This window comes from Streptomyces sp. NPDC026673, assembly GCF_040638135.1.
Lineage (GTDB): Bacteria > Actinomycetota > Actinomycetes > Streptomycetales > Streptomycetaceae > Actinacidiphila.
On the sequence record NZ_JBEZXR010000036.1, the window covers coordinates 62,580 to 88,521 of the forward strand.

Sequence of the window (25,942 nt, forward strand, 5' to 3'; positions counted from 1 at the left end):
CGTTAGGCGGCACCCTTGGCGACGTCTTGTACGTTCTTGCGCTCTCGCTGGTACGCGCCCGGAGGCACACCGACGATCCGCGTGAAGTGGCGGTTCAGATGGGGCTGGTCGGTGAAGCCGACCGCGACGGCGGCCTCGGCCGGGGCGCTCCCCGCGTCCAGCAGCCGCCGCGCCCGGCGGACCCGGGCGTCGGTCAGCCAGGCGTGCGGCGGCATGCCGTACAGGTCGCGGAAGCCGCGCAGCAGCGCGAAGGGGCTTGTGCCGAGTTCCGCCGCGAGCTCCGCCAGTGGCGGCGGGTCGGCGAGGCGCTCCTGCAGGATCTGCCGGGCGCGCTCGGCGTTGCGCGCGCCGGCGGTCAGCGGGGCGCGGTCGGGCAGCGCGCCTCCATGGGCGCGCAGCAGCCGGGCGATGGCGAGCCGCATCATGGTGTCGGCGGCGAGCGCGTTCCCCTGGTCGGCCGCCCGCAGTACCTGGGTGACCAGGTGGACCGCGTACGGGTCCTCGGCCACCGCCACGGCGAAGCCCGCCGTCCCGCGCAGCGCCGTCGTCTCCGCCGCGACGGAGGCCACGACGTCCGCGCCGGGGTACACCACGCTGTACGTCCATCCCTCGGGCACCCCGGCGTGCCCGGTGTGCGCGGTGTCGGGGTTGATCAGCGCCACGGCCCCCGGCCCCGCCCGCTCGATCGTCCCGTGGTGGTGGAAGGCCTCGACGCCCTTGGTGATCCCGGCGATCACGAAGGATTCGTGCGTGTGCCGGACGAACGTCTTGCGCACGTACCGCGCCCGCAGGAGATCGACGTCCGGCAACCCCGGATGCCTCCAGAACCTCGCCCGCTCGTCCGACCCCATGCCCCCATTCTGCGGGGAGCCGGCCGCCTCCCGACCCTCCTGTGACCGGGTGGACCGAAGACGGTGGGGCCACGGCGCGTGACGGCGGCCCGCACACGCCGCCGATGCCCGGCGCAGCACGGTGGGGGCGGTTTGTCAGTGGGGCGAGGCAGGATGGATGGCATGTCGCGACGGAGCAATGGGGGTACCCCGGAGGAGCGGGATCCGGCAGGCGCCCTCGACGCGTTCGCCCCGGCCACGCGCGCGTGGTTCACGGGGGCCTTCAGCGCGCCCACCGCCGCGCAGGCGGGGGCGTGGCGGGCGATCGCCGGGGGTTCCGACGTGCTCGTGGTGGCCCCGACCGGCTCCGGCAAGACCCTCGCGGCCTTCCTCGCCGCGCTGGACCGGCTGGCGTCGACGCCGCCGCCCGCCGAGGCCAAGCGCCGCTGCCGCGTGCTGTACGTGTCGCCGCTGAAGGCGCTCGCCGTCGACGTGGAGCGCAATCTGCGCAGTCCGCTGACCGGCCTGCGGCACGAGTCGGTACGGCTCGGGCTGCCCGAGCCGGAGGTCCGGGTGGGCATCCGCTCGGGCGACACCCCGGCCGCGGAGCGGCGTTCGCTCGCCACCCGCCCGCCGGACATCCTGATCACCACCCCGGAGTCGCTCTTCCTGATGCTGACCTCCTCGACCCGCGAGTCGCTGCGGGGCGTCGAGACGGTGATCCTGGACGAGGTGCACGCCGTCGCCGGGACGAAGCGCGGCGCGCATCTCGCCCTGTCGCTGGAGCGGCTGGACGAGCTGCTGGAGCGCCCCGCGCGGCGCATCGGCCTGTCCGCGACGGTCCGCCCGGTGGACGAGGTGGCGCGCTTCCTGTCGCCGCAGCGCAAGGTGACGGTCGTCCAGCCCCCGTCCGAGAAGGAGTTCGACCTGTCCGTGGTCGTCCCGGTCGAGGACCTGGGCGAGCTGGGCGGATCGCCCGCCACCGAGGGCGACGACCCGCGGCCCTCGATCTGGCCGCACGTCGAGGAGCGCATCGCGGACCTGGTGCAGGACCACCGCTCCACGATCGTCTTCGCCAACTCGCGCCGCCTGGCGGAGCGGCTGTGCAACCGGCTCAACGAGATCGCGTACGAACGGGCCGTGGGCGAGCCGCTCCCGGAGGGCGCGCCGCCCGCGGAGATCATGGCGCAGTCCGGCGCGGCGCACGGGGCGCCGCCGCTGCTGGCCAGGGCGCACCACGGTTCGGTCTCCAAGGAGCAGCGCGCCCTGGTCGAGGAGGATCTGAAGGCGGGGCGGCTGCCCGCCGTCGTCGCCACCTCCAGCCTGGAGCTGGGCATCGACATGGGCGCGGTGGATCTGGTCGTCCAGGTGGAGTCGCCGCCTTCCGTGGCGTCCGGGCTGCAGCGCGTGGGCCGGGCCGGGCATCAGGTGGGGGCGGTCTCCACGGGTGTGGTCTTCCCCAAGTACCGCGGCGACCTGGTGCAGTCGGCGGTCGTCACCGAGCGGATGCGGGAGGGCGCGATCGAGGCGCTGCGTATCCCGGCCAATCCGCTGGACGTGCTCGCGCAGCAGCTGGTCGCGATGACGGCGCTGGACTCCTGGGACGTCGACGAGCTGCTGGCGGTGGTGCGCCGGGCCGCGCCCTTCGCGGCGCTGCCGCACTCGGCGTTCACCGCGGTGCTGGACATGCTGGCCGGACGCTATCCCTCGGACGCCTTCGCGGAGCTGCGGCCGCGGGTGGTGTGGGACCGTGTGGCGAACACGGTGACGGGCCGGCCCGGCGCCCAGCGGCTGGCGGTGACCTCGGGCGGCACGATCCCCGACCGCGGCCTGTTCGGGGTGTTCCTGGCCGGCGCCGATCCGAAGAAGGGCGGCGGCCGGGTCGGCGAGCTGGACGAGGAGATGGTCTACGAGTCCCGGGTGGGCGATGTCTTCACCCTGGGCACGACCTCGTGGCGGATCGAGGACATCACGCGTGACCGGGTGCTGGTCTCCCCCGCCCCGGGTGTGCCCGGACGGCTGCCGTTCTGGAAGGGCGACCAGCTCGGCCGCCCGCTCGAACTGGGCCGGGCGCTCGGCGCGTTCCTGCGCGAGGTCGGCGCCCTGGAACCGGCGCGCGGTCGGGCGCGGCTCGCCGCGGCGGGTCTGGACCCGTGGGCGGTCGACAATGTGCTGGCCTACCTGGACGAGCAGCGCAAGGCCTGCGGCCATGTGCCCGACGACCGCACCATCGTCGTCGAGCGCTTCCGGGACGAGCTGGGCGACTGGCGGGTGGTCGTCCACTCCCCCTTCGGCGCCCAGGTCCACGCCCCGTGGGCGCTCGCGCTGGGCGCCCGGCTCGGGGAGCGGTACGGCTTCGACGCCCAGGTGATGCACGCCGACGACGGCATCGTGCTGCGCCTGCCCGACGCGGATCTGATGGGCCTGGACCTGCTGGACGTGGATCCGGCCCGCCAGGGGCGCGAGTTCGACGCCGACCAGTCGCCGGTCGGCGCCGCCGACGTCGCCTTCGACAAGGGCGAGGTCGAGCAGCTGGTCACCGACCAGGTCGGCGGTTCCGCCCTGTTCGCGTCGCGGTTCCGTGAGTGCGCGGCCCGGGCGCTGCTGCTGCCCCGCCGCGATCCCGGCAGGCGCACCCCGCTGTGGCAGCAGCGCCAGCGGGCCGCCCAGCTGCTCCAGGTGGCCTCGGAGTTCGGCTCGTTCCCGATCGTGCTGGAGGCCGTCCGCGAGTGCCTGCAGGACGTCTTCGACGTCCCCGGGCTGGTCGAGCTGATGGGCGACATCGAGTCGCGCAGGGTGCGTCTCGTGGAGGTCACGACCCCCGAGCCGTCGCCCTTCGCCAAGTCGCTTCTCTTCGGCTATGTGGCGCAGTTCCTCTACGAGGGCGACTCGCCCCTGGCCGAGCGGCGCGCGGCCGCGCTCTCGCTGGACTCGCGGCTGCTGGCGGAGCTCCTGGGCCAGGCCGAGCTGCGCGAGCTGCTCGACGCCGACGTCATGGTGGAGCTGGAGCGGGAGCTGCAGTGGCTCACCGAGGAGCGGCGGATCAAGGATCCCGAAGGGGTCGCCGACGTGCTGCGGCTGCTGGGCCCGCTCGACGACGCCGAGCTGGCGGCCCGCGGTGCGGAGCCGGGCTGGGCGGCCGGGCTCGAGGCCGCACGCCGGGCGATCAGGGTCCGCATCGCCGGCGGGGACCGCTGGGCGGCCGTGGAGGACGCCGGGCGCCTGAGGGACGCCCTGGGCACCGCACTGCCGGTCGGAGTGCCGGAGGCCTTCACGGAGCCCGTCAAGGACCCGTTGGCGGATCTGCTGGCCCGCTACGCCCGCACCCATGGGCCGTTCACCTCCGCCGAGGCGGCCCGGCGCTTCGGTCTGGGCACCGCCGTCGCCGACGGCACCCTGCACCGGCTCGCCGCCTCCGGCCGGGTCGTGCAGGGCGAGTTCCGGCCGGGCGGCGCGGGCCACGAGTGGTGCGACGCGGGGGTGCTGCGGCGGCTGCGGCGGCGCTCGCTGGCGGCGCTGCGGCACGAGCTGGAGCCCGTCCCGCCCGCCACCTTGGCCACCTTCCTGCCGCAGTGGCAGCACGTCGGCACGCACAGCCTGCGCGGGCTCGACGGCCTGGTGCGGGCCGTCGAGCAGCTCCAGGGCGCCGCGGTGCCCGCCTCGGCCCTGGAGAAGCTCGTCCTGCCCGCCCGCGTGGCCGACTACACCCCTGCCATGCTGGACGAGCTGACGTCGGCGGGCGAGATCGTGTGGGCAGGCGCGGGCGCGCTGCAGGGCAAGGACGGCTGGGTGTCGCTCTATCTCGCCGACACCGCGCCCCTGTTGCTGCCGGAGCCGCAGCCCCTGGAGCTCTCGCCCGTGCACAAGGCCGTCCTGGACGGGCTCTCGGGCGGCTACGGCCTGTTCTTCCGGCAGATCTCCGAGCAGGTCCTCGCCGCCGGGCATCAGGTGTCCGATCCGGAACTGGCCGAGGTGGTCTGGGATCTGGCCTGGTCGGGCCGGCTGACCAATGACACGCTCTCCCCACTGCGCGCCCTGCTCGGCTCCGGCCGTACGGCGGGCTCCACCGCGCACCGGGCGCCGCGCGCGGTCCCCCGCGGCCGCTACGGTTCCCTCACGGCCCGCGGCGGCCGGCCCGCGCCGCGTGTCACGGCCTCGCGGGGCGGCCCGCCGACGACCGCGGGCCGCTGGTCGCTCGTCCCGGCCGCGGAGCCCGACGCGACGCACCGGGCTCACGCCCTGACCCACACGCTGCTGGACCGGCACGGCGTGGTCACCCGGGGTGCCGTGGCCGCCGAGGGCATGGAGGGCGGTTTCTCCGCCGCATACCGCGTGCTGTCGGCCTTCGAGGAGACCGGCCAGGCACGCCGCGGCTATGTCGTGGAGGGCCTGGGCGCCGCGCAGTTCGCCATGGACGGCGCCGTGGACCGGCTGCGGGCCATCGGCAACGCGCGGGACCGCGAGGAGGCCCGGTATGACAAGGCCCGCACGGTGGTGCTGGCCGCGGCCGACCCGGCCAACGCCTATGGCGCCGCCCTGCCGTGGCCGGAGCAGCCCGCCGGGGTGACCCACCGGCCGGGACGCAAGGCCGGCGCCCTGGTCGTCCTCGTCGACGGCGAGCTGACGCTGTACGTGGAGCGTGGCGGCAAGACGCTGCTGGCCTGGCCCGGCGCCACGGAGACCGGGGCCGAGGAGGGCGGCCGGGGCGAGGAGCGGCTGCGCGCGGCCACCGACGCGCTGGCCCTGGCGGTGCGGGACGGGGCCCTGGGCCGGCTCACGGTGGAGCGCACCAACGGCGAGTCCGCCCTCACCTCGGCCCTCGGCCGTGCCCTGGAGGCGGCCGGTTTCCACGCCACCCCCCGCGGCCTGCGGCTGCGGGCCTGAACAGGAACGAAGGGATCAGGGGGATCCGTGCCCGAGGGAGACACGATCTGGCTGGCCGCGCACCGGCTGCACTGGGCGCTGGCGGGGCACGTCCTGCTCCGTGCGGACCTGCGCGTGCCACGGCTGGCGACGGCCGATCTGTCGGGCCGCCGCGTGGAGGAGGTCGTGGCCCGCGGCAAGCATCTGCTGACCCGGATCGAGGGCGGGCTGACCCTCCACTCGCATCTGCGCATGGACGGTTCCTGGCAGTTGTACGCGCCCGGTGAGCGCTGGCGGGGCGGCCCCGACCACCAGGTCAGGGCGGTGCTCGCCAACGCCGAACGGGTCGCTGTCGGGTACCGGCTGCCCGTGCTGGAGTTGCTGCGCACCGCCGAGGAGGACCGGGCCGTCGGCCACCTCGGCCCGGATCTGCTCGGCCCGGACTGGGATCCGGCCGAAGCGTTGCGCCGGCTGACCGCCGATCCGGCCCGGCCGGTCGGGGAGGCGCTGCTCGACCAGCGCAATCTGGCGGGCATCGGCAATGTCTACAAGTGCGAGTTGTGCTTTCTGCGCGGTGTCACGCCCTGGACGCCGGTCGGCGAGGTCCCCGAGCCCGAACAGGTCGTCGCGCTCGCCAGGAGGCTGCTGCAGGCCAACAAGACCCGGCACGGCCACATCACCACCGGCGACACCCGGCGCGGCCGGACGCACTGGGTGTACCGCAGGGACCGGCACGGCTGCCTGCGCTGCGGAACGGCGATCCGCGTCGCCGAGCTGGGCCCGCCCGGGCAGGCCCGGGCGACGTACTGGTGTCCGCGCTGCCAGCGCGGCCCCGCACCCGCGCCCTCACCCGCGTCCCGCGCCACACGCTAATTGACGCACCGTCAGATACGGCCGTACCGTCGCGGCATGACCGTACCGGCGTACGACCTCACCGGGCGCACCGCCCTCGTCACCGGTGCCGCGAGCGGCATCGGCCGGGCCTCCGCGCTCCTGCTCGCCCAGGCAGGGGCCACCGTCGTCTGCGCGGACGTGGACGAACCCGGAGCCCGGCACACCGCCGAACTCGCCGTGAAGGCCGGCGGCGCCGCCGAGGCACGCCCCCTGGACGTCACCGACCGGGCGCAGGTCGCCGCGACCGTCGCCGCCACCGTCGAGGCCCATGGCCGGCTGGACGTCCTCGCCGCGATCGCCGGCGTCATGCACTCCAGCACCGTCCTGGACACCGACGACGGCGACCTGAACCGCGTGCTGTCGGTGAACTTCAAGGGCGTACTGCACTGCGCCCGCGAGGCCGCCCGCCCGATGACCGAGCGGGGTGCCGGCAGCATCGTCACCATGGCCTCCGGCGCCATCGACACCGGCGCCCGGGGGCTGCTGTGTTACAGCGTCTCCAAAGCCGCCGTGGTCCAGCTGACCCGGACCCTGGCCACCGAGCTCGGCCCGTACGGGATACGGGCCAATGCCGTAGCGCCCGGCTTCGTCCGCACACCGATGACGAGCCACTACGGCACCGGCCCCGACGGCCTCTTCGACGAGCGGGCCCAGGCACGCGCCGAAGAGGCGCTGGTGCGCGCCGCGCCGCTGGGGCGTGTGGGCGCTCCTCAGGACGTGGCGCACACCGTGCTCTTCCTGGCCTCGGACGCCTCAGCCTTCACGACCGGCCAGATCCTGCGCCCCAACGGGGGCGTCGTCATGCCCTGGTAGTGCGCGATCGCGCGGCCCCGGGAGTCTTCCCGCGGGCCCGTCGGACGCGGGAGCGCCGGCCTCACGGACGGCCGCCCGGGCGGCGGATGACGATCCCCGTGACCACCTCGCCGTGTGCAGGGGGACGATGCTGAGCCCCCAGCCTCCGGCCACGACCAGACCCTCGAAGGGGCCCGCCTGGGCGGGCTGGACGACGAGCCTCAGCAGGGCCCACCACCACACCAAACCCGCGACGACAGCGATCGCCCAGCGGAAGGGCCGCCGGGCCCACAGCTCGTGAAACAGGCGGAGAACACACATGGCCGCCTCCTTCGGAGCCCCGAGGTTGCGGCGGGAATCACCAGGGACCCAATCCCGGGCTTTCCCCGTACACAGGTGCGATCCCCTTCCGGCAAGATCTCTAGACCTCTGCCGCCCCACCCTGCACAACGTTCACTCGAACGGAGGACGCATACGGCTACTACCTGCGACAATCCCGGGACCGAAGGCAACCCACGGCGACCGCCCCCGTCGCTCTCCCCCACCCGTCTCCCCGCCCTTCCCTCCCCCCGCGTGCCCTCTCCCGGCCCCACGGCGCCCCCGCATCGGGGAAGCGAACGCGGACACGCCGTGGCCCCGGCCGGTTGTCCACCGGCCGGGGCCACGGTTCGGAACTGCTGTGTGTCGCTCAGGCCGCGACGACGTCCACGGCCTCGGTGGGCGCCTTCGGCGCCTTGATGGTGACCCGCTCGTCCGGACCGGACGGTACGGACGGAACCGCGCCCAGCAGCGGCCGCATAGGCGCGGCTGCCGAACCGACAGCAGCCGACTCGGCGAGTTCGGCAAGCGCCAGATCGTCGCTGACCTCCCGCATCACCTCGGACATCGGGACGTCCAAGGCGTCACAGATCGCGGAGAGCAGTTCGGAGGAAGCCTCCTTCTGCCCTCGTTCGACCTCCGACAGATAGCCCAGGGAGACCCGGGCGGATGAGGAGACCTCACGCAGGGTGCGGCCCTGACGCTGGCGCTGCCGACGCAGCACGTCACCGAGCAGGCGACGGAGCAGAATCATCGGTGGCTCCCTCCTCGGACCGCGAATTCGCAACCTTCTTGCCCCACCGTACCGCCTCCGACACCGGCCGTGCGGGGAGCGATGACGTGTTCACTCAGGGCTGCAAACATCCCTTCCCCCCGCTCTCTTCCCTACCCTTCGCCGTCGGCGATTGGTCGGGGGTTCTCCCGCCCGTCACGAGCGTCTGGTGCAAGAGGGTCAGAACGGCGTTCACGGTTGTGGTACGGATCGCGGCACGATCGCCGTTCAACTGCAGTTTCTCGCACCTCGAGCCGGTCGGCCCGGCGACCGCCACATAGACGGTGCCGACCGGCTGTCCGTCCTGCGGGTCGGGGCCGGCGACACCGGTGGTGGACACCCCCCAGTCGGCGCGCAGCACGTGCCGCACGCCCTCCGCCATCCCCCGCGCGACGTCCGGGTCGACGGCGCCGCGTCCGGCCAGCAGAGCGCCGTCCACGCCCAGCACGTCGCGCTTCAGTTCGGTGGCGTACGCGGTGACCGAGCCGCGGAAGGTCCGGGAGGCGCCCGGTACCGAGGTCAGCTCCGCCGCGACCATGCCGCCGGTCAGCGACTCGGCGACGGCGAGCGACTCCCGCCGCGCGTCGAGCAGCGCCAGTACCTCCGCGGCGGTGCTCACGCTCCCTGTCCTTGCTCCTCCGGCTGTCCCTCCGGCTGTCCCTGCCCGTCCCGCAGCGCCTGCTCCTCCGGGTACTCCGGCGGACGGCCCTCCGTGAGCTCCTCCTCCGGCCTGTCCGCCCCCTCGCGCGCCCGGTGGGCGGCGGCCGTGCGCTGTGCCGCCAGCCCGGCCCGGCGCATGACGACGGCCTGGCGCACGTAGTCCATGCCGGTCACGACGGTCAGCACCACCGCGGCGCCCATCAGCACCGCCCGCAGCGTCGCCAGCGGCCCGGTGAGGATCAGGATGTACATGCCGACGGCGACGCCCTGGGTGAGGGTCTTCAGCTTGCCGCCCCGGCTGGCCGGGATCACCCCCCAGCGGATCACCCAGAAGCGCATCAGCGTGATGCCCAGCTCACGGAAGAGGATCACCGCGGTGACCCACCAGGGCAGGTCCCCCAGCGCGGAGAGCCCGATCAGCGCCGCGCCCATGATCGCCTTGTCGGCGATCGGGTCGGCGATCTTGCCGAAGTCCGTGACCAGCCCGTAGCGCCGGGCCAGCTCGCCGTCGAAGAGATCGGTGATCATCGCGATGGCGAAGGCCGCCCAGGCGAAGGAGCGCCACGCCGGGTCGTGGCCGTCACCGTGCAGCAGCAGCACGACGAAGCCCGGGACCAGCAGCAGCCGCACCATCGTCAGGACGTTGGCGATGTTCCACAGCGAGGGGCGCCGGGCCACGGCCGCCGGGGCGGCGGGCGCGGATCGGTGGTTGCCGGCGGCGGACGCCGGGACTCCCGTCATCTGCCGGCCTCCTCCGTCGTACCCAGCGGCTCCGCGACGAGGTCGACGCCTTCGGTGTCCACCACCTTCGCCGCGACGAACGATCCGGGCACCAGGCCCTCGTGGGAGGTCAGCAGGACCTGGCCGTCGGTCTCGGGCGCCTGGTGGGCGCCGCGGCCGACCGCGCCCTCCTCCTCGTCGACCGACTCGACCAGCACGTGCACCGTGGAGCCCAGTCGCTCCTCGGCCCGCTGCGCGGTCAGCTCCTCGGCCAGCCGCGACACCCGGGCCAGCCGCTCGGCGACGACGTCCTCGTCGAGCTTGTCCTCGTAGCCGGCCGCCTCGGTGCCCTCCTCGTCGGAGTAGCCGAACACGCCGATGGCGTCCAGCCGCGCGGCCGACAGGAAGCGCTCCAGCTCCTCCAGGTCTGCTTCCGACTCGCCCGGGAAGCCGACGATGAAGTTGGAGCGGACGCCGGCCTCGGGGGCCTTGGAGCGGATGGTGTCCAGCAGTTCCAGGAAGCGCTCGGTGTCGCCGAAGCGGCGCATGGCGCGCAGCACACCCGGGGCGGAGTGCTGGAACGACAGGTCGAAGTAGGGCGCGACCTTCGGCGTCGAGGTCAGCACGTCGATCAGCCCGGGCCGCATCTCGGCGGGCTGCAGGTAGCTGACCCGGATCCGCTCGACGCCGTCGACGGCGGCCAGCTCCGGCAGCAGGGTCTCCAGCAGCCGGATGTCGCCGAGGTCCTTGCCGTACGAGGTGTTGTTCTCGCTGACCAGCATGATCTCCTTCACGCCCTGGCCGGCCAGCCAGCGCGTCTCGCCCAGCACGTCGGAGGGGCGGCGGGAGATGAACGAGCCCCGGAAGGACGGGATCGCGCAGAAGGAGCACCGTCGGTCGCAGCCGGAGGCGAGCTTGACCGAGGCCACCGGGCTGCTGTCGAGCCGGCGGCGCAGCGGGGCGCGGGGCCCGGAGGCGGGCGCCACGCCCTCGGGGAGGTCCTCGGGGGCGGGGGCGGGCTCCTCGGCGGTCTGCGCGTGCCCGGGGAGCGCGACGTCCCCCGCGGCCTGCCGGGCGGCCGGGCTGATGGGCAGCAGCTTGCGGCGGTCGCGCGGCGTGTGGGAGGCGTGGACACCGCCGGAGAGGATCGTCTGCAGGCGGTCGGAGATGTCGGCGTAGTCGTCGAAGCCGAGCACCCCGTCGGCCTCGGGCAGGGCCTCGGCCAGCTCCTTGCCGTAGCGCTCGGCCATGCAGCCGACCGCGACGACGGCCTGGGTACGGCCGTGGCTCTTGAGGTCGTTCGCCTCCAGCAGGGCGTCGACGGAGTCCTTCTTGGCGGCTTCCACGAAGCCACAGGTGTTCACGACGGCGACGTCGGCGGCGGCGGCGTCCTCGACGAGCCGCCACCCGTCCGCCGCCAGCCGGCCTGCGAGCTCTTCGGAATCCACCTCGTTACGGGCGCAGCCGAGCGTGACAAGAGCGACGGTACGGGGTTCGGACATAGGCTCAGCCTACTTTGTCCCCGGCGGGGCTCCGACGCGCAGCGGCGCCCGGCGCGGGACGAGCGTCCCGCGCCGGGCGCCGCGGTGTCCGTGCGCGCCCGTGGAGCCGGGCGTCACCCCGCTTCCGGGTCGCCGGGGGTGAAGGTGAGGCGCTGAACCTGACCGGGGTCGCCCGCCGGACCGAGGTCCTTGCCGTTGACGAAGAGGTGGACGGCACCGGCGTTGCCGATGATGAGGTTGATCTTGCTCTTGTCGGTGAAGGTCTTGGAGTCGCCCGGCTCCAGACTTCCCTGGTAGAGCTGCCGGCCGTTGCTGTCCACCGCCTGGATCCAGCTCTTGTCGTTCTGGGCGGTGAGCTTGACCGTGACCTTGTCGGCCGGAGCGGCGGCGATCGCGCTGTCCGACGCCTCGGGCCTCGGCGCCGCGCTCGCGGACGTGCTCTGGGACGGTTTGGCCGCCGGGCTCGCCGCACTCGGCTTGCCCGCCACCGGCTGCTTGTCACCGTCCTCGCCGCCGCTGAAGAGGGTGAAGCCGACGAAACCGACGACGGCGACGATCGCCGCGACCATGGCGGCGGTCCAGTTGGGACGGCGCGGCTCGGACCGCATCCGCTCCGCCTCGTACAGCGGCGCCACGGGGGTCGGGGCGGGCGCACTGCCGTGCTCCGCCGAGAACTGCTCGATCAGGGCCTCGGGATCGAGGCCCACGGCGCGCGAGATGGCCCTGATGTGACCGCGGGCGTACACGTCGCCGCCGCAGCGGGAGAAATCGTCCTGCTCGATCGCGTGCACGATGGGCGGGCGCACACGCGTTGTGGTACTGACCTCGTCGACGGTCAGACCCGCGCTGATGCGGGCCTGGGCGAGGGCGCGACCGACCGAGAGCCGGTCGTCGGGGGGCGGGTTGCCGATGGACACGGGGGCGCCTTTCGAGCGTGTAGCCACCTGCTGGAGACTCAGTCTAGGGGGGTGGGCAAAAGGACGGGCAAGCGGGCGGGCGTTGTTTGTCCGCCATCAGGATTGCCGTCTCTCCCGGCGCCGATGACAGTCGGCCATACGCCTTCCCCCTGCAATAACTTGACGTACGGGTGGGAGCAACGGTTGCGCCCAACCCACTTACGAGTGAGCCACGGAATGGCTACGAACCGGCCTCGCCGCGGAGCAGGGCGAGCACTCCGTCCATCTCGTCCGGCTTGACCAGTACGTCGCGGGCCTTGGATCCCTCGCTGGGTCCGACGATCCCGCGCGATTCCATCAGGTCCATGAGCCTGCCCGCTTTGGCGAAGCCGACACGCAGTTTGCGCTGGAGCATCGAAGTCGAGCCGAACTGCGTGGAGACCACCAGCTCCGCCGCCTGGCACAACAGGTCCAGATCGTCGCCGATCTCCTCGTCGATCTCCTTCTTCGGACCTCCGCCGACGACCACGTCCTCGCGGTAGGCGGGGGTCAACTGCGCCTTGCAGTGGGTGACGACGGCGTGGATCTCGTCCTCGGTGATGAAGGCGCCCTGCATGCGGACCGGCTTGTTCGCCCCCATCGGGAGGAACAGCCCGTCACCCTTTCCGATCAGCTTCTCGGCACCCGCCTGGTCGAGGATGACCCGGCTGTCGGCGAGCGAGGAGGTCGCGAAGGCCAGCCTGGAGGGCACGTTGGCCTTGATGAGACCGGTGACGACGTCGACGCTGGGCCGCTGCGTGGCGAGGACGAGGTGGATGCCGGCGGCGCGGGCGAGCTGGGTGATGCGGACGATCGCGTCCTCCACGTCGCGCGGCGCGACCATCATCAGGTCGGCCAGCTCGTCGACGATCACCAGCAGGTAGGGATAGGGCGCCAGCTCGCGCTCGCTGCCCTCCGGAGGCCTCACCTTGCCGCTGCGCACGGCGGCGTTGAAGTCGTCGATGTGCCGGAAGCCGTAGGCGGCCAGGTCGTCGTAGCGCAGGTCCATCTCGCGCACGACCCACTGCAGCGCCTCGGCGGCCCGCTTGGGGTTGGTGATGATCGGTGTGATGAGGTGCGGGATGCCCTCGTACGCGGTCAGCTCGACGCGCTTGGGGTCCACCAGCACCATGCGCACCTCGTCGGGCGTGGCACGCGCCAGGATCGAGGTGATCAGGCAGTTGATGCAGGAGGACTTGCCGGAGCCGGTGGCGCCCGCGACGAGGATGTGCGGCATGCGCGCGAGGTTGGCCATGACATAGCCGCCCTCGACATCCTTGCCGAGGCCCACCGTCATCGGGTGCTCCTCGCCGGCGGCGTCCGCCGAGCGCAGCACGTCGCCGAGGTTGACCATCTCGCGGTCGCTGTTGGGGATCTCGATGCCGACCGCCGACTTGCCGGGGATCGGGCTGATGATCCGCACGTCGGGACTGGCGACGGCGTACGCGATGTTCTTGGCGAGCGCCGTGATCCGCTCGACCTTGACGGCCTGGCCCAGTTCCACCTCGTAGCGGGTCACCGTCGGCCCGCGGGTGAAGCCGGTGACCCGCGCGTCGACCTTGAACTGCGAGAAGACGCTTGTCAGCGACTCGACCACGGCGTCGTTGGCGGCGCTGCGGGTGCGCCCGGGGCCGCCACGCTCCAACAGGTCCAGAGAGGGCAGGCTGTAGGTGATGTCGCCGGACAGCTGGAGTTGCTCGGCGCGCGGCGGCAGCGGTGCGCCCTGGTCGGGCGGCGCCGCCTTGGTGAGGTCGGGCACGGACGGGCCGGCGGTGTCCTCGGCCTCGCGGGTGTCCCGGGTCTGCGGCAGGGACTGGCTGACGAGGTCCGCGACGACGGAGGAGCCGGGCACACCGTAGGCGAGGGCGCCGTCGAGATCGGCGGCCACCCCGTAGGCCAGGTCCACCGCGTCGAGGCCGTCGCTGGGCGTGAGATCGGGCAGTTGCGGCCGCTCCTGGCGGCGCTTGGGGCGCCGGCGCGGCCGGCCCTCCCCGCCGTCCTGCGCGGCCCCCTCCTCCAGCAGGTCGCTGAAGGGCACGGCGTCGTCGTCGGACCCGGCGGCGCCCTGCTCCTCCACCAGGCCGAGCCGGACGCCGAGTTCACGCAGCCGCCGCGGGATGGCGTTGAGCGGGGTCGCGGTCGTCACCAGCAGCCCGAAGAAGGTGAGCAGCGCCAGCAGGGCCACCGCCAGCGGCGCGCCGGCGGTGTAGTCGAGCGGCGCGGCCGCCGCCCAGCCGATCAGGCCGCCCGCGTCGCGGATCGCGTCGGCGCCCTGGCCGCGTCCGGGGGCGCCGCAGCCGATGTGCACCAGGCCCAGCACACCGACGGTGAGGGTGGTCAGGCCGATGACGATGCGCCCGTTGGCGTCGGACTTCTGCGGGTGCCGCATCAGCCGCCAGACGATGGCACCGATGAGGAACGGCACGAGCAGGTCCAGCCGCCCGAACAGCCCGGTGATCAGTATCTCGACCAGCTCGCCCACCGGACCGCGCAGGTCCGACCAGGTCCCGGTGGCCACCACGAGCGCGAGACCGAGCAGCAGCAGCGCCAGGCCGTCCTTGCGGTGCGCCGGATCGAGCCCGCGCGCGCCGCGCCCGACGCCGCGGAAGAGGGCGCCCACGGTGTGCGCCAGGCCGAGCCACACCGCTCGCGTGAGCCGGTAGACGCCCCCCGTCGGGGAGGGCGCGGGCTTCGGCGCGGGTTTGGCCGCCGCCGCCTTGGCGGGCGGCTTCTTGGCCGCCGCCGCCTTCTTCGCGGGGGCCTTCTTCGCCGCGGGCTTGGCCGCAGGTTTGGCGGCAGCCTTCTTCGCGGTGCCGGACGTACGTGAGGCCATGGTGGTGAGGTTACCGTTCCGCCCCGCGGGCGACACGCCTGGCCGCGCATACCGCCATTCGTGTCGTGCCCCGGATGCACCAAGGATGACGCTGCATCAAACAGCGCACAGGCTTCACTCTTGCGAGGGAATCTTCTTGTCGCCGCCGCCCGTGCCCGGCTCCAGCGCGTCCAGGGCCCGGCGCAATCCGGTCAGCTTGCGCTCCAGGTGGGCGGCCGTGGCCACCGCCGCCGCGTCCGCGGACTCGTCGAGCTGCTTGGACAACGCCTCCGCCTGCTCCTCCACCGCCGCGAGCCGCGCGGAGAGCTCGGCGAGCAGCCCCACGGGCTCCTTGCTGCCGTTGGCGCCCTGCCGCGCGCCCTGCTCCAGCTGCAGGCGCAGCAGGGAGGCCTGCTCGCGCAGCTGGCAGTTCTTCATGTAGAGCTCGACGAAGACCGAGACCTTGGCGCGCAGCACCCACGGGTCGAAGGGCTTGGAGATGTAGTCCACGGCGCCGGCCGCGTAGCCGCGGAAGGTGTGGTGCGGCCCGTGGTTGATGGCGGTCAGGAAGATGATCGGGATGTCCCGCGTGCGTTCGCGGCGCTTGATGTGCGCCGCGGTCTCGAACCCGTCCATGCCCGGCATCTGGACATCGAGCAGGATCACCGCGAAGTCGTCCGTGAGCAGCGCCTTGAGCGCTTCCTCCCCGGACGATGCCCGCACCAGGGTCTGATCGAGCGCGGAGAGGATGGCCTCCAGCGCCAGCAGATTCTCCGGCCGGTCATCGACCAGGAGGATCTTGGCCTTCTGCACCATGGCCCGCCCTCCTCGCCCCGGCACTGCACCGGTCGCCGCCCCCATGGACGACTCCTGAGCGCCGCCCGTCCTTGTGCCGGTCATGGTAGCCGCACCCCGCTGTCCGCCACACCCTGTCACCGCCATGTCACTGTGCACGTAGCAGAAACGCAAGCGGAGACCAGAAGGTTCCCAGAATCCCGCACTCTCACACCTCTTCGCGCACGCCGAGTCATGGGCTTTCACCGACCGTTGCCCGGCCGGTCACCCAACGTGGCGTCACCTGCTCTGCATCCACTGCTCCATCACCGCGAGCAGGTGGTCGGTGTCCACCGGCTTCGCGACATAGTCCGACGCTCCCGACTCGATGCTCTTCTCCCGGTCGCCCTTCATCGCCTTCGCCGTCAGCGCGATGATCGGCAGCCCCGCGAACTGCGGCATCCTGCGGATCGCGGCCGTGGTCGCGTAACCGTCCATCTCCGGCATCATGATGTCCATCAGGACGACCGCGACATCGTCGTGCTGCTCCAGGACCTCGATCCCCTCCCTGCCGTTCTCGGCGTACAGCACGGTCAGCCCGTGCTGCTCCAGCACGCTGGTGAGGGCGAAGACGTTCCGGATGTCGTCGTCGACGATGAGCACCTTCTCGCCGCTGAATCCGCCCGCGAAGCCGGTGTAGGCGTCGCTGTGCGCGCCTTCCACCCACGACTCGGGCAGCGTGGCGCGCTCCAGCGGCCCGGCGGCCGCGGGCCGGGGCGCCGCCGAACGGCGGCGCAGCCGCGCCAGGCTGCTGCCCGCGCCGCGCCCGCGCGCCCCCACATGGCCGTGCGCGGGGGCGTGGAGCGGCTCGGTCGGCGCTCCCTCCAGCTCTCCGGCCACCTCGCCGGGGAGCTGGGGATAGCCCTGGAGCGGGAGTTCGGTGCTGTTGAGCGGCAGGTAGAGGGTGAAGGTCGAGCCGCGGCCGGGCTGGCTGTCGGCGTGGATCTCGCCGCCGAGCAGCCGGGCGATCTCCCGGCTGATCGACAGGCCGAGGCCCGTACCGCCGTACTTGCGGCTGGTGGTGCCGTCCGCCTGCTTGAACGCCTCGAAGATGACCCGCATCTTGCTGGCGGCGATGCCGATGCCCGTGTCGGTCACCGAGAAGGCGATCAGCGGCTCGTCCGCGCCCCGCAGGGAGCCGGACTCCAGCAACTGCTCCCGGATCGCCTGCGGTACGTCCGGACCGGCCGGGCGGATGACGAGCTCGACCGAGCCGCTGTCGGTGAACTTCACCGCGTTCGACAGCAGGTTGCGCAGCACCTGCAGCAGCCGCTGCTCGTCGGTGTGCAGGGTGGCGGGCAGCTCCGGGGAGACCCGCACGGAGAAGTCCAGCCCCTTCTCCGCGGTGAGCGGACGGAAGGTGGCCTCCACGTAGTCGACCAGCTGGACCAGGGCGATGCGGGTCGGGCTGACGTCCATCTTGCCCGCCTCGACCTTGGACAGGTCCAGGATGTCGTTGATCAGCTGCAGCAGGTCGGATCCGGCGCCGTGGATCGTCTCGGCGAACTCGACCTGCTTCGGGGAGAGGTTGCCCTCGGCGTTGTCCGCGAGCAGCTTGGCCAGGATGAGCAGCGAGTTGAGCGGGGTGCGCAGCTCGTGCGACATGTTCGCCAGGAACTCGGACTTGTAGCGCATCGAGACCGCCAGCTGCTCGGCGCGCTCCTCCAGGACCTGGCGGGCCTCCTCGATCTCGGTGTTCTTCACCTCGATGTCGCGGTTCTGGCGGGCCAGCAGCTCGGCCTTCTCCTCCAGCTCCGTGTTGGACATCTGCAGCTGCTTCTGCCGCTTCTCCAGCTCCGCCGAGCGCTCCCGCAGCTGCTCGGTCAGCTCCTGCGACTGCTCCAGCAGATACTCGGTCTTGGTGTTCACGCTGATGGTGTTGACGCTGACCGCGATCATGTCGGTGATCTGGCCGAGGAAGTCCTTCTGGATCTGGGTGAACGGCTGGAAGGAGGCCAGTTCGATCACCCCGAGCACCCGGTCCTCGAAGACCACCGGCAGCACGATGACGTGCGCCGGCGGCGCCTCGCCGAGCCCGGAGGAGATGCGCAGGTAGCCCGGCGGCACGTCCTCCACCAGGATCGAGCGCTTCTCGACCGCGGAGGTGCCGATCAGGCCCTCGCCGGGCAGGAAGACGGTGGGCATCGTCCGCTTGGAGAATCCGTACGAGCCGCTCAGCCGCAGCTCGTAGCCCTCGTCGATCTCCTCGCCGCCGGTCGGCTCCTCCGCGATGAAGAAGGCGCCGTGCTGGGCGGAGACCACCGGGGTCAGCTCGCTCATGATCAGGCCCGCCACGTCGTTGAGGTCGCGGCGGCCCTGCATCAGACCGGAGATGCGGGCGAGGTTGCCCTTGAGCCAGTCCTGCTCCTTGTTGGCGAGCGTGGTCTCCCGGAGGCGCACGATCATGGTGTTGATGTAGTCCTGGAGCTCCAGGATCTCGCCCGCCGCGTCCACGTCCGTACGGATGTTGAGGTCGCCGCGGGTCACCGCGGTGGCCACCTGGGCGATGTTCCGCACCTGACGGGTCAGGTTGTTCGCCATCAGGTTCACCGACTCGGTGAGGTCCTTCCAGATGCCGGACACGCCCGGCACCCGGGCCTGACCGCCCAGCCGGCCCTCGGTGCCCACCTCGCGGGCCACCCGGGTCACCTGGTCACCGAAGGCCGACAGCTGGTCGACCATCGTGTTGATGGTCGTCTTCAGCTCCAGGATCTCGCCGTGCGCGTCGACGTCGATCTTCTTGGACAGGTCGCCGCGGGCCACCGCGGTGGTGACCATGGCGATGTTGCGGACCTGGCCGGTCAGGTTGGACGCCATGTTGTTCACCGACTCGGTGAGGTCCTTCCACGAACCGGACACGCCCGGTACGCGCGCCTGACCGCCGAGGATGCCGTCGGTGCCCACCTCGCGGGCCACCCGGGTCACCTCGTCACCGAAGGCGGAGAGCGTGTCGACCATCGTGTTGATGGTCTCGGCGAGCTGCGCGACCTCGCCGCGCGCCTCGACGGTGATCTTCTTGGTGAGGTCGCCGTTGGCAACGGCGGTGGCCACGGAGGAGATCGAACGCACCTGGCTGGTCAGGTTGTTGGCCATCAGGTTGACGTTGTCGGTGAGGTCCTTCCAGATGCCGGAGACGTCCCGCACGCGCGCCTGGCCGCCCAGCTGGCCCTCGGTGCCCACCTCGCGGGCCACGCGGGTCACCTCGTCGGCGAACGCGGACAGCTGGTCGACCATCGTGTTCACCGTGGTGACCAGGGCGAGGATCTCGCCCTTGGCGTCGACGGTGATCTTCTTGGACAGGTCGCCCTGGGCGACCGCGGTGGTGACCTCGGCGATGTTGCGGACCTGCATGGTCAGGTTGTTCGCCATGAAGTTGACGGACTGCGTCAGGTCCTTCCAGGTGCCCGACACGCCCTTGACCTCGGCCTGCCCGCCCAGGATGCCCTCGGTGCCCACCTCGCGGGCCACCCGGGTCACCTCGTCGCCGAAGGCGGAGAGCTGGTCCACCATCGTGTTGAGGACGTTCTTCAGCTCCAGGATCTCGCCGCGCGCGTCGACGTCGATCTTCTGCGACAGGTCACCGCGGGCCACCGCCGTGGCCACCTGCGCGATGTTCCGCACCTGCGCGGTCAGGTTGCCCGCCATGCCGTTGACGGAGTCGGTGAGGTCGCGCCACACGCCGGCCACGCCCGGCACCTGCGCCTGGCCGCCGAGCCGGCCCTCGGTGCCCACCTCGCGGGCCACCCGGGTCACCTGCTCGGCGAAGGACGAGAGCTGATCCACCATCGTGTTGATGGTGTTCTTCAGCTCCAGGATCTCGCCGCGCGCGTCGACGTCGACCTTCTGCGACAGGTCGCCCCGCGCCACCGCCGTCGTCACCTGCGCGATCTGGCGCACCTGCGAGGTGAGGTTGCCCGCCATGAAGTTGACGGAGTCGGTCAGTTCCTTCCACACGCCGCTGACGCCGTCGACGCGGGCCTGACCGCCGAGCCGGCCCTCCGTGCCCACGTCCCGGGCCATGCGGGTCACCTGGCCGGCGAAGGAGGAGAGCTGGTCCACCATGCGGTTGACGGTGTTCTTCAGCTCCAGCATCTCGCCGGAGACGTCCACCGTGACCTTCTGCGACAGGTCGCCGTTGGCGACCGCCGTCGTCACCTGCGCGATGTTGCGGACCTGGCCGGTGAGGTTGCGGAACGCGGTGTTCACCGAATCCGTCAGGTCCTTCCACAGACCCGCCGCACCCGGCACCTGCGCCTGGCCGCCCAACTCGCCCTCGACGCCGACCTCGCGGGCGACGCGGGTCACCTCGGCGCCGAAGGCCGACAACTGGTCGACCATCGTGTTCACGGTGTTCTTCAGCTCCAGCATCTCGCCGGAGACGTCCACCGTGACCTTCTGCGACAGGTCGCCGCCTGCGACCGCCGTCGTCACCTGCGCGATGTCCCGCACCTGGCCGGTCAGGTTGCGGAACGCGGTGTTCACCGAGTCGGTGAGGTCCTTCCAGGTGCCCGCCGCGCCCGGCACCTGCGCCTGGCCGCCGAGCCGGCCCTCCGCGCCGACCTCGCCCGCGACACGGGTCACCTCGTCGGCGAAGGTGCGCAGGGTCTCGGTCATCGCGTTGACGGTCTCGGCGAGCTGCGCGACCTCGCCGCGCGCGCCGATGGTGATCTTCTGCGACAGGTCGCCGTTGGCGACCGCGGTGGTCACCTGGGCGATGTCGCGCACCTGTGCCGTCAGGTTGCCGGCCATCAGGTTGACGGAGTCGGTGAGGTCCTTCCAGACGCCGTCGACACCCGCGACCTTGGCCTGGCCGCCCAGCTGACCCTCGGTGCCGACCTCGCGGGCGACGCGGGTCACCTCGGAGGCGAAGGAGGAGAGCTGGTCCACCATCGTGTTGACGGTGTTCTTCAGCTCCAGCATCTCGCCGGCCACGTGCACGGTGACCTTGCGCGACAGATCGCCCTTGGCGACCGCCGTCGTGACGAGAGCGATGTCACGCACCTGGGCCGTCAGCCGGGACGCCATGGTGTTGACCGAATCCGTGAGGTCCTTCCACGAACCGGACATTCCACGTACGCGGGCCTGGCCGCCGAGCTTGCCCTCGGTGCCGACCTCGCTCGCCACGCGGGTCACCTCGTCGGTGAACGTGGACAACTGGTCGACCAGCCCGTTGACCGTGCGGCCCACCTTGAGGAACTCGCCGCGCAGCGGATGCCCCGAGCCGTCGGCGCCCTGCGCGCGCAGGTCCATCCGCTGCTCCAGGTCGCCCTCCGCGACCGCCGACAGCACCCGGCCGACCTCGGACATGGGGCGCACGAGGTCGTCCACGAGCGCGTTGGAGGCGTCGATGGCCGCCGCCCAGGCGCCCTCGCACACCCCCGTCTCCAGGCGCTCGGCCAGCTTGCCCTCTCGGCCGACGACCCGCCGCACCCGCGCCAGCTCACCGGTCAGGTGCTGGTTGCGGTCGGCGACCTCGTTGAACACGGCGGAGATCTCCGCCATGACCCCGTCGCCGGTGACCGTCAGCCGCTTGCGGAAGTTGCCGTCCCGCATGGACTCCAACGCGGACAGCAGTCTGTGCAGGGCCGCCGAGTCGACCTCGACGGTCCCGGTCCCACTCGTACGCGACCGCGCGTTCTTCACTCGTGCGGAACCGCTCCGCTTCGCCGCGGTTGCCGCGCCGCCTCGCGCCGATGCGCCAGACTCCACCGTGTCCCTCCCGGAGGGTCGACCGACCTGCAGGTGCCTCGTTCAGGCATGACCAGTGTTTCACCATGCCCGGGCCCGGCCATAACAGTTCGGCAGCATCGCATATGACCGGCGTCATGATCGGGGCAGGAACACCCCCAACCGGCACACACGCGGTCGCCGGGGGTAAGTAACCTGGCATGCGGTTGCCCACCTTGGGCCGGGCGTACACCTCGAAGTGGGGGCCGGTGGTGACAGTACAGCGGACGACGAATGGTGACGTCCCGGGACAAACAAGGAGATCTGTGATCACGGCGCGGGCAGCGGCCACCTTCGAACCCGTGGGACGCTCGGTCGCCACCGCACGCGCGTTCGTCCGCGACACCCTCCAGGGCTGGGGATTCTCCGAAGTCGTCGACGACGCCGTCGTGCTCACCAGCGAACTCGTCACCAACGCCGTGGTCCACGCCGGTACCGCCGCCGACGTCCAGTGCCTGCGCTACGAGTCCGCCGTACGCATCGAGGTCGCCGACCGCTACCCGGAACGTGAGCTTCCTCTCCACGACGCCAAGAAGCAGATCCACCCGGACCACGAGGGCGGCCGCGGGCTGCTCCTGTGCTCGGCCCTGGCCAGCCGATGGGGTGTGGAGTACACCGCCGCCAACAAGCACGTCTGGTTCCGCCTGGACCTCCCCCAGCGCCCCGCGGGCACCCGCTCCGCCGGACCGGCCCTGCCCGTCCAGGCGCTGCCGCTGGCCGACGAACGAGTCCGCGTCGCGGTCGTCCAGGTCGACCGCGGCGGCATCATCACCCGCTGGAACCAGGACGCCGCCGAACTCTTCGGCCACCCCGGCGACCAGGTCACCGGCAAGCCGCTCGGCGACTTCGCCGCCTGGCCGCAGACCCCCGGCACCGGCCACGGCATCGCCGAGGCGCTGCTGCTGTCCCGCTGGGAGGGCAGCTACGGCGTCCGCGACGCCGACGGGCGGATCCTCCCCGTCTACGGCACGCACCTGCGCGTCCGGGACACCTCCGGCGAGCCGTCCACGGTGTGCCTGCTGGTACGCGAGGACGAGCGCGCCGTCCTGCAGAACCCCGGCCGCGGCATGGTCGCCGTCGAGCGCGGCGCCGAACGCGGCAAGGCCGTCGACCCCTTCGAGTCCTTCATCGGCTCCCCCGCCCCCGACGACCTCGACGGGCTGCTGCAGCGCACCGTGGAGCGCGCCCGCGACATGCTCGACGGCGACGCCGCCTATCTGCTGCTCGCCACCGACGACGAGACCGAGCTGGAGGTACGCGCCTCCACGGGTCTGCCCTCCGCCCGCCAGCGCTTCGCCCGGGTACCCGTCGAGGCCGGCACCGGCCGCTACGGCAGCGCCCGCATGCCCGCCGTCCACGAGGACCTCACCGCCGTGCCCGGCGCCGTCCCGCTGCTCGCCGGCACCGGCATGCGCTCCGTCGTCACCGTTCCCCTCAAGGTCGAGGGCCGCCTCACCGGCTCGCTCGGCGTCGCCGCCGAGAGCCCGGGCCGCTACACCAACGAGGAGGCGCTGCGCCTGCAGTTCGCCGCCGACCGCATCGCGCTGGCGGTGGAGAGCGCCCGCCTCACCGAACTCGAGCGGCTGCGCCGCGGCTCGCTGTCCTTCCTCGTCGAGGCCTCCGACCTGCTGGCCGGGACGCTGGAACGCGACCAGACACTCGCCCTGATGGCCCAGATGACCGTGCCGACCCTGGCCAACTGGTGCGCCGTCTACACCATCGCCGACCAGGCCTCGGAGCCCGAACTCGCCTTCGTCCTGCACGAGGACGAGGACCGCATCGACGGCATCAAGGCCCTGCTGTCCCGCCTCGCGCCTCCGGAGCCGGACCCCACCCCCGGGGCCCGGGTCTGGACCGCCCCGGCCGACGCCGCCCACTCCACCGCCCTGCGCGCCTCGCTGCGCAGCCTGGGCCTGGGCGAGGCGGGCCGCCCCGCCACCGGCCCCGGCACGGCCCTGGCGACCGCGGCCGCGGTGGGCGGCGAGACCGTCGTCCTGCCGCTCGTGGCCCGCAACCGCGTCATCGGCATGCTCACCCTGGGCAGGTCCTCCGACGAGCGCTTCCGCCAGGAGATCCTGGAACTCGCCGAGGACCTGTCGCGGCGGGCCGCCCTCGCCCTGGACAACGCCCGCCTCTACAGCGAGCGCACCGCCATCAGCCAGTCCCTCCAGCGCAGTCTGCTGCCGCCCGGCCTCCCGGTGATCCCCGGCGTCGAGGTCGAGGTCGTCTACCGGGCCGCCGGCGAGGGCAACGAGGTCGGCGGCGACTTCTACGACGTGTTCCCCATCCGCGACGGATGCTGGGGCTTCGCCATCGGCGACGTGTGCGGCACCGGCCCCGAGGCCGCCGCCGTGACCGGCCTCGCCCGGCACGCGCTGCGCCTGCTCGCCCGCGAGGGCTTCAGCGGCCCCTCCGTCCTGGAGCGGCTCAACGCGGCCATCCTGGACGAGGGAGCCCGCAGCCGCTTCCTCACCCTCCTCTACGGCGAGATGTGGCCGCAGAGCGACGGCAGCGCCGTCCTGAAGGTCGTCTGCGCCGGCCACCCGCTGCCGCTGCGACTGCGGCAGAGCGGCGTCGTCGAACCCGCCGCGGAGCCCCAGCCGCTCCTCGGTGTCATCGAGGACCTCGAACTCGTCGAGCAGACCGTCACCCTCGACCCCGGCGACGTCCTGCTCTGCGTCACGGACGGCGTCACCGAACGGCGCGAGGGCAACCGCATGCTCGGCGACGACGGCCTCGCCGACGTCCTCGCGACCTGCACGGGCCTCACGGCGGGCGCCGTCGCGGCGCGCATCCAGCGGGCCGTCGAGCGCTTCGCCTCCGACGCGCCCTCCGACGACATGGCCATCCTCTCCATGCGCGTCCCCGAACTGCCCGCGTAGCGCGGGCAGTCCCGCGGAACCCCGCCGAAAGGCACGGGACGGGCAGGAACAACAAGAAAGGCCCCCGCCGAACGGCGGGGGCCTTTCCTCATCAGAGCCCCAATACGGAATCGAACCGTAGACCTTCTCCTTACCATGGAGACGCTCTGCCGACTGAGCTATTGGGGCGCGTCGACGTGAAGGATCTTAACCCATGGACGCCGCCGTTCGGAAATCCGCTCGACGCGCGGAGCGGACGGGAAGCCCGGGGTCAGAGCAGACCGCCGAGGGTGTTGCACACCCCGGCCATCCGCTCCAACTCCTTCTCCGTCAGACCCGAGTGGACGGGCAGCGACAAGGTCTCCCCGGCCGCCTTCTCCGTCCTGGGCAGGTACGCGCTCGACCGGTACCCCGGAAGCCGGTGCACGGGGGTCGGGATGCTCACATCCGCCCGCACGCCGCGTGCGGCCAGCGCCATCGCGAACGCGTCCCGGTCCGGCCGACCGTTCCCCGGTATCCGCACCGTGTAGCGGTGGTAGACATGGTGGGCGCCGGGCTCCACGTACGGCACCAGCACGCCCGTCAGAGCCGAGTCCAGATAACGGCAGTTGGCCCGCTGCCGGGCCACGGCCCCGGCGAGCCTCCCCAGCGCCCCGCGGCCGGCCGACGCCTTGCCGTCGGTCATCCGCGTCGCCGGGTGCGTCGTGTCCCGGAGCCGCTTGACGGCGCCCGCCAGTTCGGGGTGCTCCGTGGTGACCACGGCCCCCTCCTCGACGGCGAACACGCTCAGCACCCCGTAGGTCCCGACCCTGCGGCCCGCCAGCGTCGCCGCCTGGGCCTGGGTGGCGTCCTCGACGATCGCCAGACCGTGCCGGGTGGCGATGTCGGTGATCTGGTCCACGGCCGCGGGGTGCCCGAAGAGGTGCACCGGAAGGATCGCCACCGTGAGGGGCGTGATCGCGGCGGCGACGGCCTCGGGGTCGAGGCAGAACGTCAGGGGATCGATGTCCGCGAAGACCGGCACCGCTCCGGCCGAACGCACCGCCGCCGCGGTCTCCAGGGGAGCGAACGACGGCAGGATCACCTCCTCGCCGGCGCCGACACCGAGCGACAGCAGCGCCAGCCGGACCGCGGAGTTCACCGAGTCCACGGCCACGGCATGACGCCCGTCGACCGCCGATGAGAACTCGTCCTCCAGCGCCGCCACTTCAGCACCCTGTACCAGGAACTGCTGCATCAGACTCACCTCCACTTGCCCGTCGGGACAAGGATCACCGGAGCGGATGATGAGCCGTTGATCTGAACATGAACAACGGGTGTGGAAACGCCAAAGAGCCGTGGCCCCCCCGCGGGGCCGGGGGGCCGGCGGGGTATTGATTGTGGGGGGGGGCCAAAAGAACCCCAAACGGAAAGGGGGAGGGG

Annotated in this window: 14 protein-coding genes and 1 tRNA gene; 4 read left to right on the forward strand and 11 right to left on the reverse strand. The window is 72.4% G+C overall.

The window, feature by feature from the left end:
* Positions 1–2: 2 nt before the first annotated feature.
* Positions 3–851, reverse strand: coding sequence for an AraC family transcriptional regulator (locus tag AB0F62_RS23840; protein ID WP_361802492.1), 849 nt, complete (start codon positions 849–851; stop codon positions 3–5).
* A 162-nt stretch (positions 852–1,013) separates the two neighbouring features.
* Between AB0F62_RS23840 and AB0F62_RS23845 the strand changes: the two genes are divergently transcribed.
* Genes AB0F62_RS23845 through AB0F62_RS23855 form a run of 3 tightly spaced genes read left to right on the forward strand, consistent with a single transcriptional unit; the run spans position 1,014 to position 7,400 of the window.
* Positions 1,014–5,714 (forward strand): ATP-dependent helicase, encoded by a 4,701-nt coding sequence (locus AB0F62_RS23845; protein ID WP_361802495.1) that lies wholly within the window; start codon positions 1,014–1,016, stop codon positions 5,712–5,714.
* Between the two features lie 27 nt (positions 5,715–5,741).
* Positions 5,742–6,566 carry a DNA-formamidopyrimidine glycosylase family protein gene (locus AB0F62_RS23850; RefSeq protein ID WP_361802498.1) on the forward strand — a complete coding sequence of 275 codons (825 nt, stop codon included), beginning with the start codon at positions 5,742–5,744 and terminating at the stop codon, positions 6,564–6,566.
* 36 nt (positions 6,567–6,602) lie between these two features.
* The gene (locus AB0F62_RS23855) at positions 6,603–7,400 is read left to right on the forward strand and encodes an SDR family NAD(P)-dependent oxidoreductase (RefSeq protein ID WP_361802501.1); all 798 of its coding nucleotides are present in this window, start codon (positions 6,603–6,605) and stop codon (positions 7,398–7,400) included.
* 667 nt (positions 7,401–8,067) lie between these two features.
* Here the strand turns inward: AB0F62_RS23855 and AB0F62_RS23860 are convergent.
* The 8 genes from AB0F62_RS23860 to AB0F62_RS23895 form a co-directional block, all read right to left on the reverse strand.
* Positions 8,068–8,451 carry a helix-turn-helix transcriptional regulator gene (locus AB0F62_RS23860; RefSeq protein ID WP_018561778.1) on the reverse strand — a complete coding sequence of 128 codons (384 nt, stop codon included), beginning with the start codon at positions 8,449–8,451 and terminating at the stop codon, positions 8,068–8,070.
* Positions 8,452–8,545: 94 nt separating this feature from the next.
* Entirely contained in the window at positions 8,546–9,088 is a 543-nt protein-coding gene (locus AB0F62_RS23865) for a CinA family protein (RefSeq protein WP_361802504.1), read from the reverse strand.
* The gene (gene pgsA / locus AB0F62_RS23870) at positions 9,085–9,870 is read right to left on the reverse strand and encodes a CDP-diacylglycerol--glycerol-3-phosphate 3-phosphatidyltransferase (protein ID WP_361802506.1); all 786 of its coding nucleotides are present in this window, start codon (positions 9,868–9,870) and stop codon (positions 9,085–9,087) included. The genes AB0F62_RS23865 and pgsA overlap by 4 nt, the downstream gene beginning before the upstream one ends.
* Positions 9,867–11,351, reverse strand: a complete 1,485-nt coding sequence (gene rimO, locus AB0F62_RS23875) for a 30S ribosomal protein S12 methylthiotransferase RimO (RefSeq protein ID WP_361802509.1) — start codon at positions 11,349–11,351, stop codon at positions 9,867–9,869. The genes pgsA and rimO overlap by 4 nt, the downstream gene beginning before the upstream one ends.
* A gap of 113 nt (positions 11,352–11,464) precedes the next feature.
* A complete protein-coding gene (locus tag AB0F62_RS23880) occupies positions 11,465–12,268 on the reverse strand; it encodes a RodZ domain-containing protein (RefSeq protein ID WP_361802512.1) in 804 nt (267 codons plus the stop codon).
* A gap of 220 nt (positions 12,269–12,488) precedes the next feature.
* Positions 12,489–15,119 (reverse strand): DNA translocase FtsK, encoded by a 2,631-nt coding sequence (locus AB0F62_RS23885; RefSeq protein WP_361802515.1) that lies wholly within the window; start codon positions 15,117–15,119, stop codon positions 12,489–12,491.
* A gap of 114 nt (positions 15,120–15,233) precedes the next feature.
* Positions 15,234–15,914: a response regulator gene (locus AB0F62_RS23890; RefSeq protein WP_361802518.1), complete on the reverse strand. Its 681-nt coding sequence runs from the start codon at positions 15,912–15,914 to the stop codon at positions 15,234–15,236.
* 258 nt (positions 15,915–16,172) lie between these two features.
* Positions 16,173–21,485, reverse strand: coding sequence for a HAMP domain-containing protein (locus AB0F62_RS23895; RefSeq protein WP_361802542.1), 5,313 nt, complete (start codon positions 21,483–21,485; stop codon positions 16,173–16,175).
* A gap of 440 nt (positions 21,486–21,925) precedes the next feature.
* On the opposite strand from AB0F62_RS23895, the gene AB0F62_RS23900 reads away from it, so the two are divergent.
* Positions 21,926–24,541 carry a SpoIIE family protein phosphatase gene (locus AB0F62_RS23900; protein WP_361802521.1) on the forward strand — a complete coding sequence of 872 codons (2,616 nt, stop codon included), beginning with the start codon at positions 21,926–21,928 and terminating at the stop codon, positions 24,539–24,541.
* Between the two features lie 95 nt (positions 24,542–24,636).
* Here the strand turns inward: AB0F62_RS23900 and AB0F62_RS23905 are convergent.
* Together AB0F62_RS23905 and AB0F62_RS23910 are read right to left on the reverse strand one after the other, a co-directional pair.
* Positions 24,637–24,709, reverse strand: a tRNA-Thr gene (locus AB0F62_RS23905).
* A gap of 82 nt (positions 24,710–24,791) precedes the next feature.
* Entirely contained in the window at positions 24,792–25,772 is a 981-nt protein-coding gene (locus AB0F62_RS23910) for a DegT/DnrJ/EryC1/StrS family aminotransferase (protein ID WP_361802524.1), read from the reverse strand.
* Positions 25,773–25,942 lie beyond the last annotated feature (170 nt).

Bases quoted from the DNA above. Each gene is read 5' to 3' on its own strand.
- AB0F62_RS23840 (WP_361802492.1), bottom strand. From the start codon at position 851: ATGGGGTCGGACGAGCGGGCGAGGTTCTGGAGGCATCCGGGGTTGCCG.
- AB0F62_RS23845 (WP_361802495.1), top strand. From the start codon at position 1,014: ATGTCGCGACGGAGCAATGGGGGTACCCCGGAGGAGCGGGATCCGGCA.
- AB0F62_RS23855 (WP_361802501.1), top strand. From the start codon at position 6,603: ATGACCGTACCGGCGTACGACCTCACCGGGCGCACCGCCCTCGTCACC.
- AB0F62_RS23860 (WP_018561778.1), bottom strand. From the start codon at position 8,451: ATGATTCTGCTCCGTCGCCTGCTCGGTGACGTGCTGCGTCGGCAGCGC.
- pgsA (WP_361802506.1), bottom strand. From the start codon at position 9,870: ATGACGGGAGTCCCGGCGTCCGCCGCCGGCAACCACCGATCCGCGCCC.
- rimO (WP_361802509.1), bottom strand. From the start codon at position 11,351: ATGTCCGAACCCCGTACCGTCGCTCTTGTCACGCTCGGCTGCGCCCGT.
- AB0F62_RS23885 (WP_361802515.1), bottom strand. From the start codon at position 15,119: ATGGCCTCACGTACGTCCGGCACCGCGAAGAAGGCTGCCGCCAAACCT.
- AB0F62_RS23890 (WP_361802518.1), bottom strand. From the start codon at position 15,914: ATGGTGCAGAAGGCCAAGATCCTCCTGGTCGATGACCGGCCGGAGAAT.
- AB0F62_RS23895 (WP_361802542.1), bottom strand. From the start codon at position 21,485: ATGCGGGACGGCAACTTCCGCAAGCGGCTGACGGTCACCGGCGACGGG.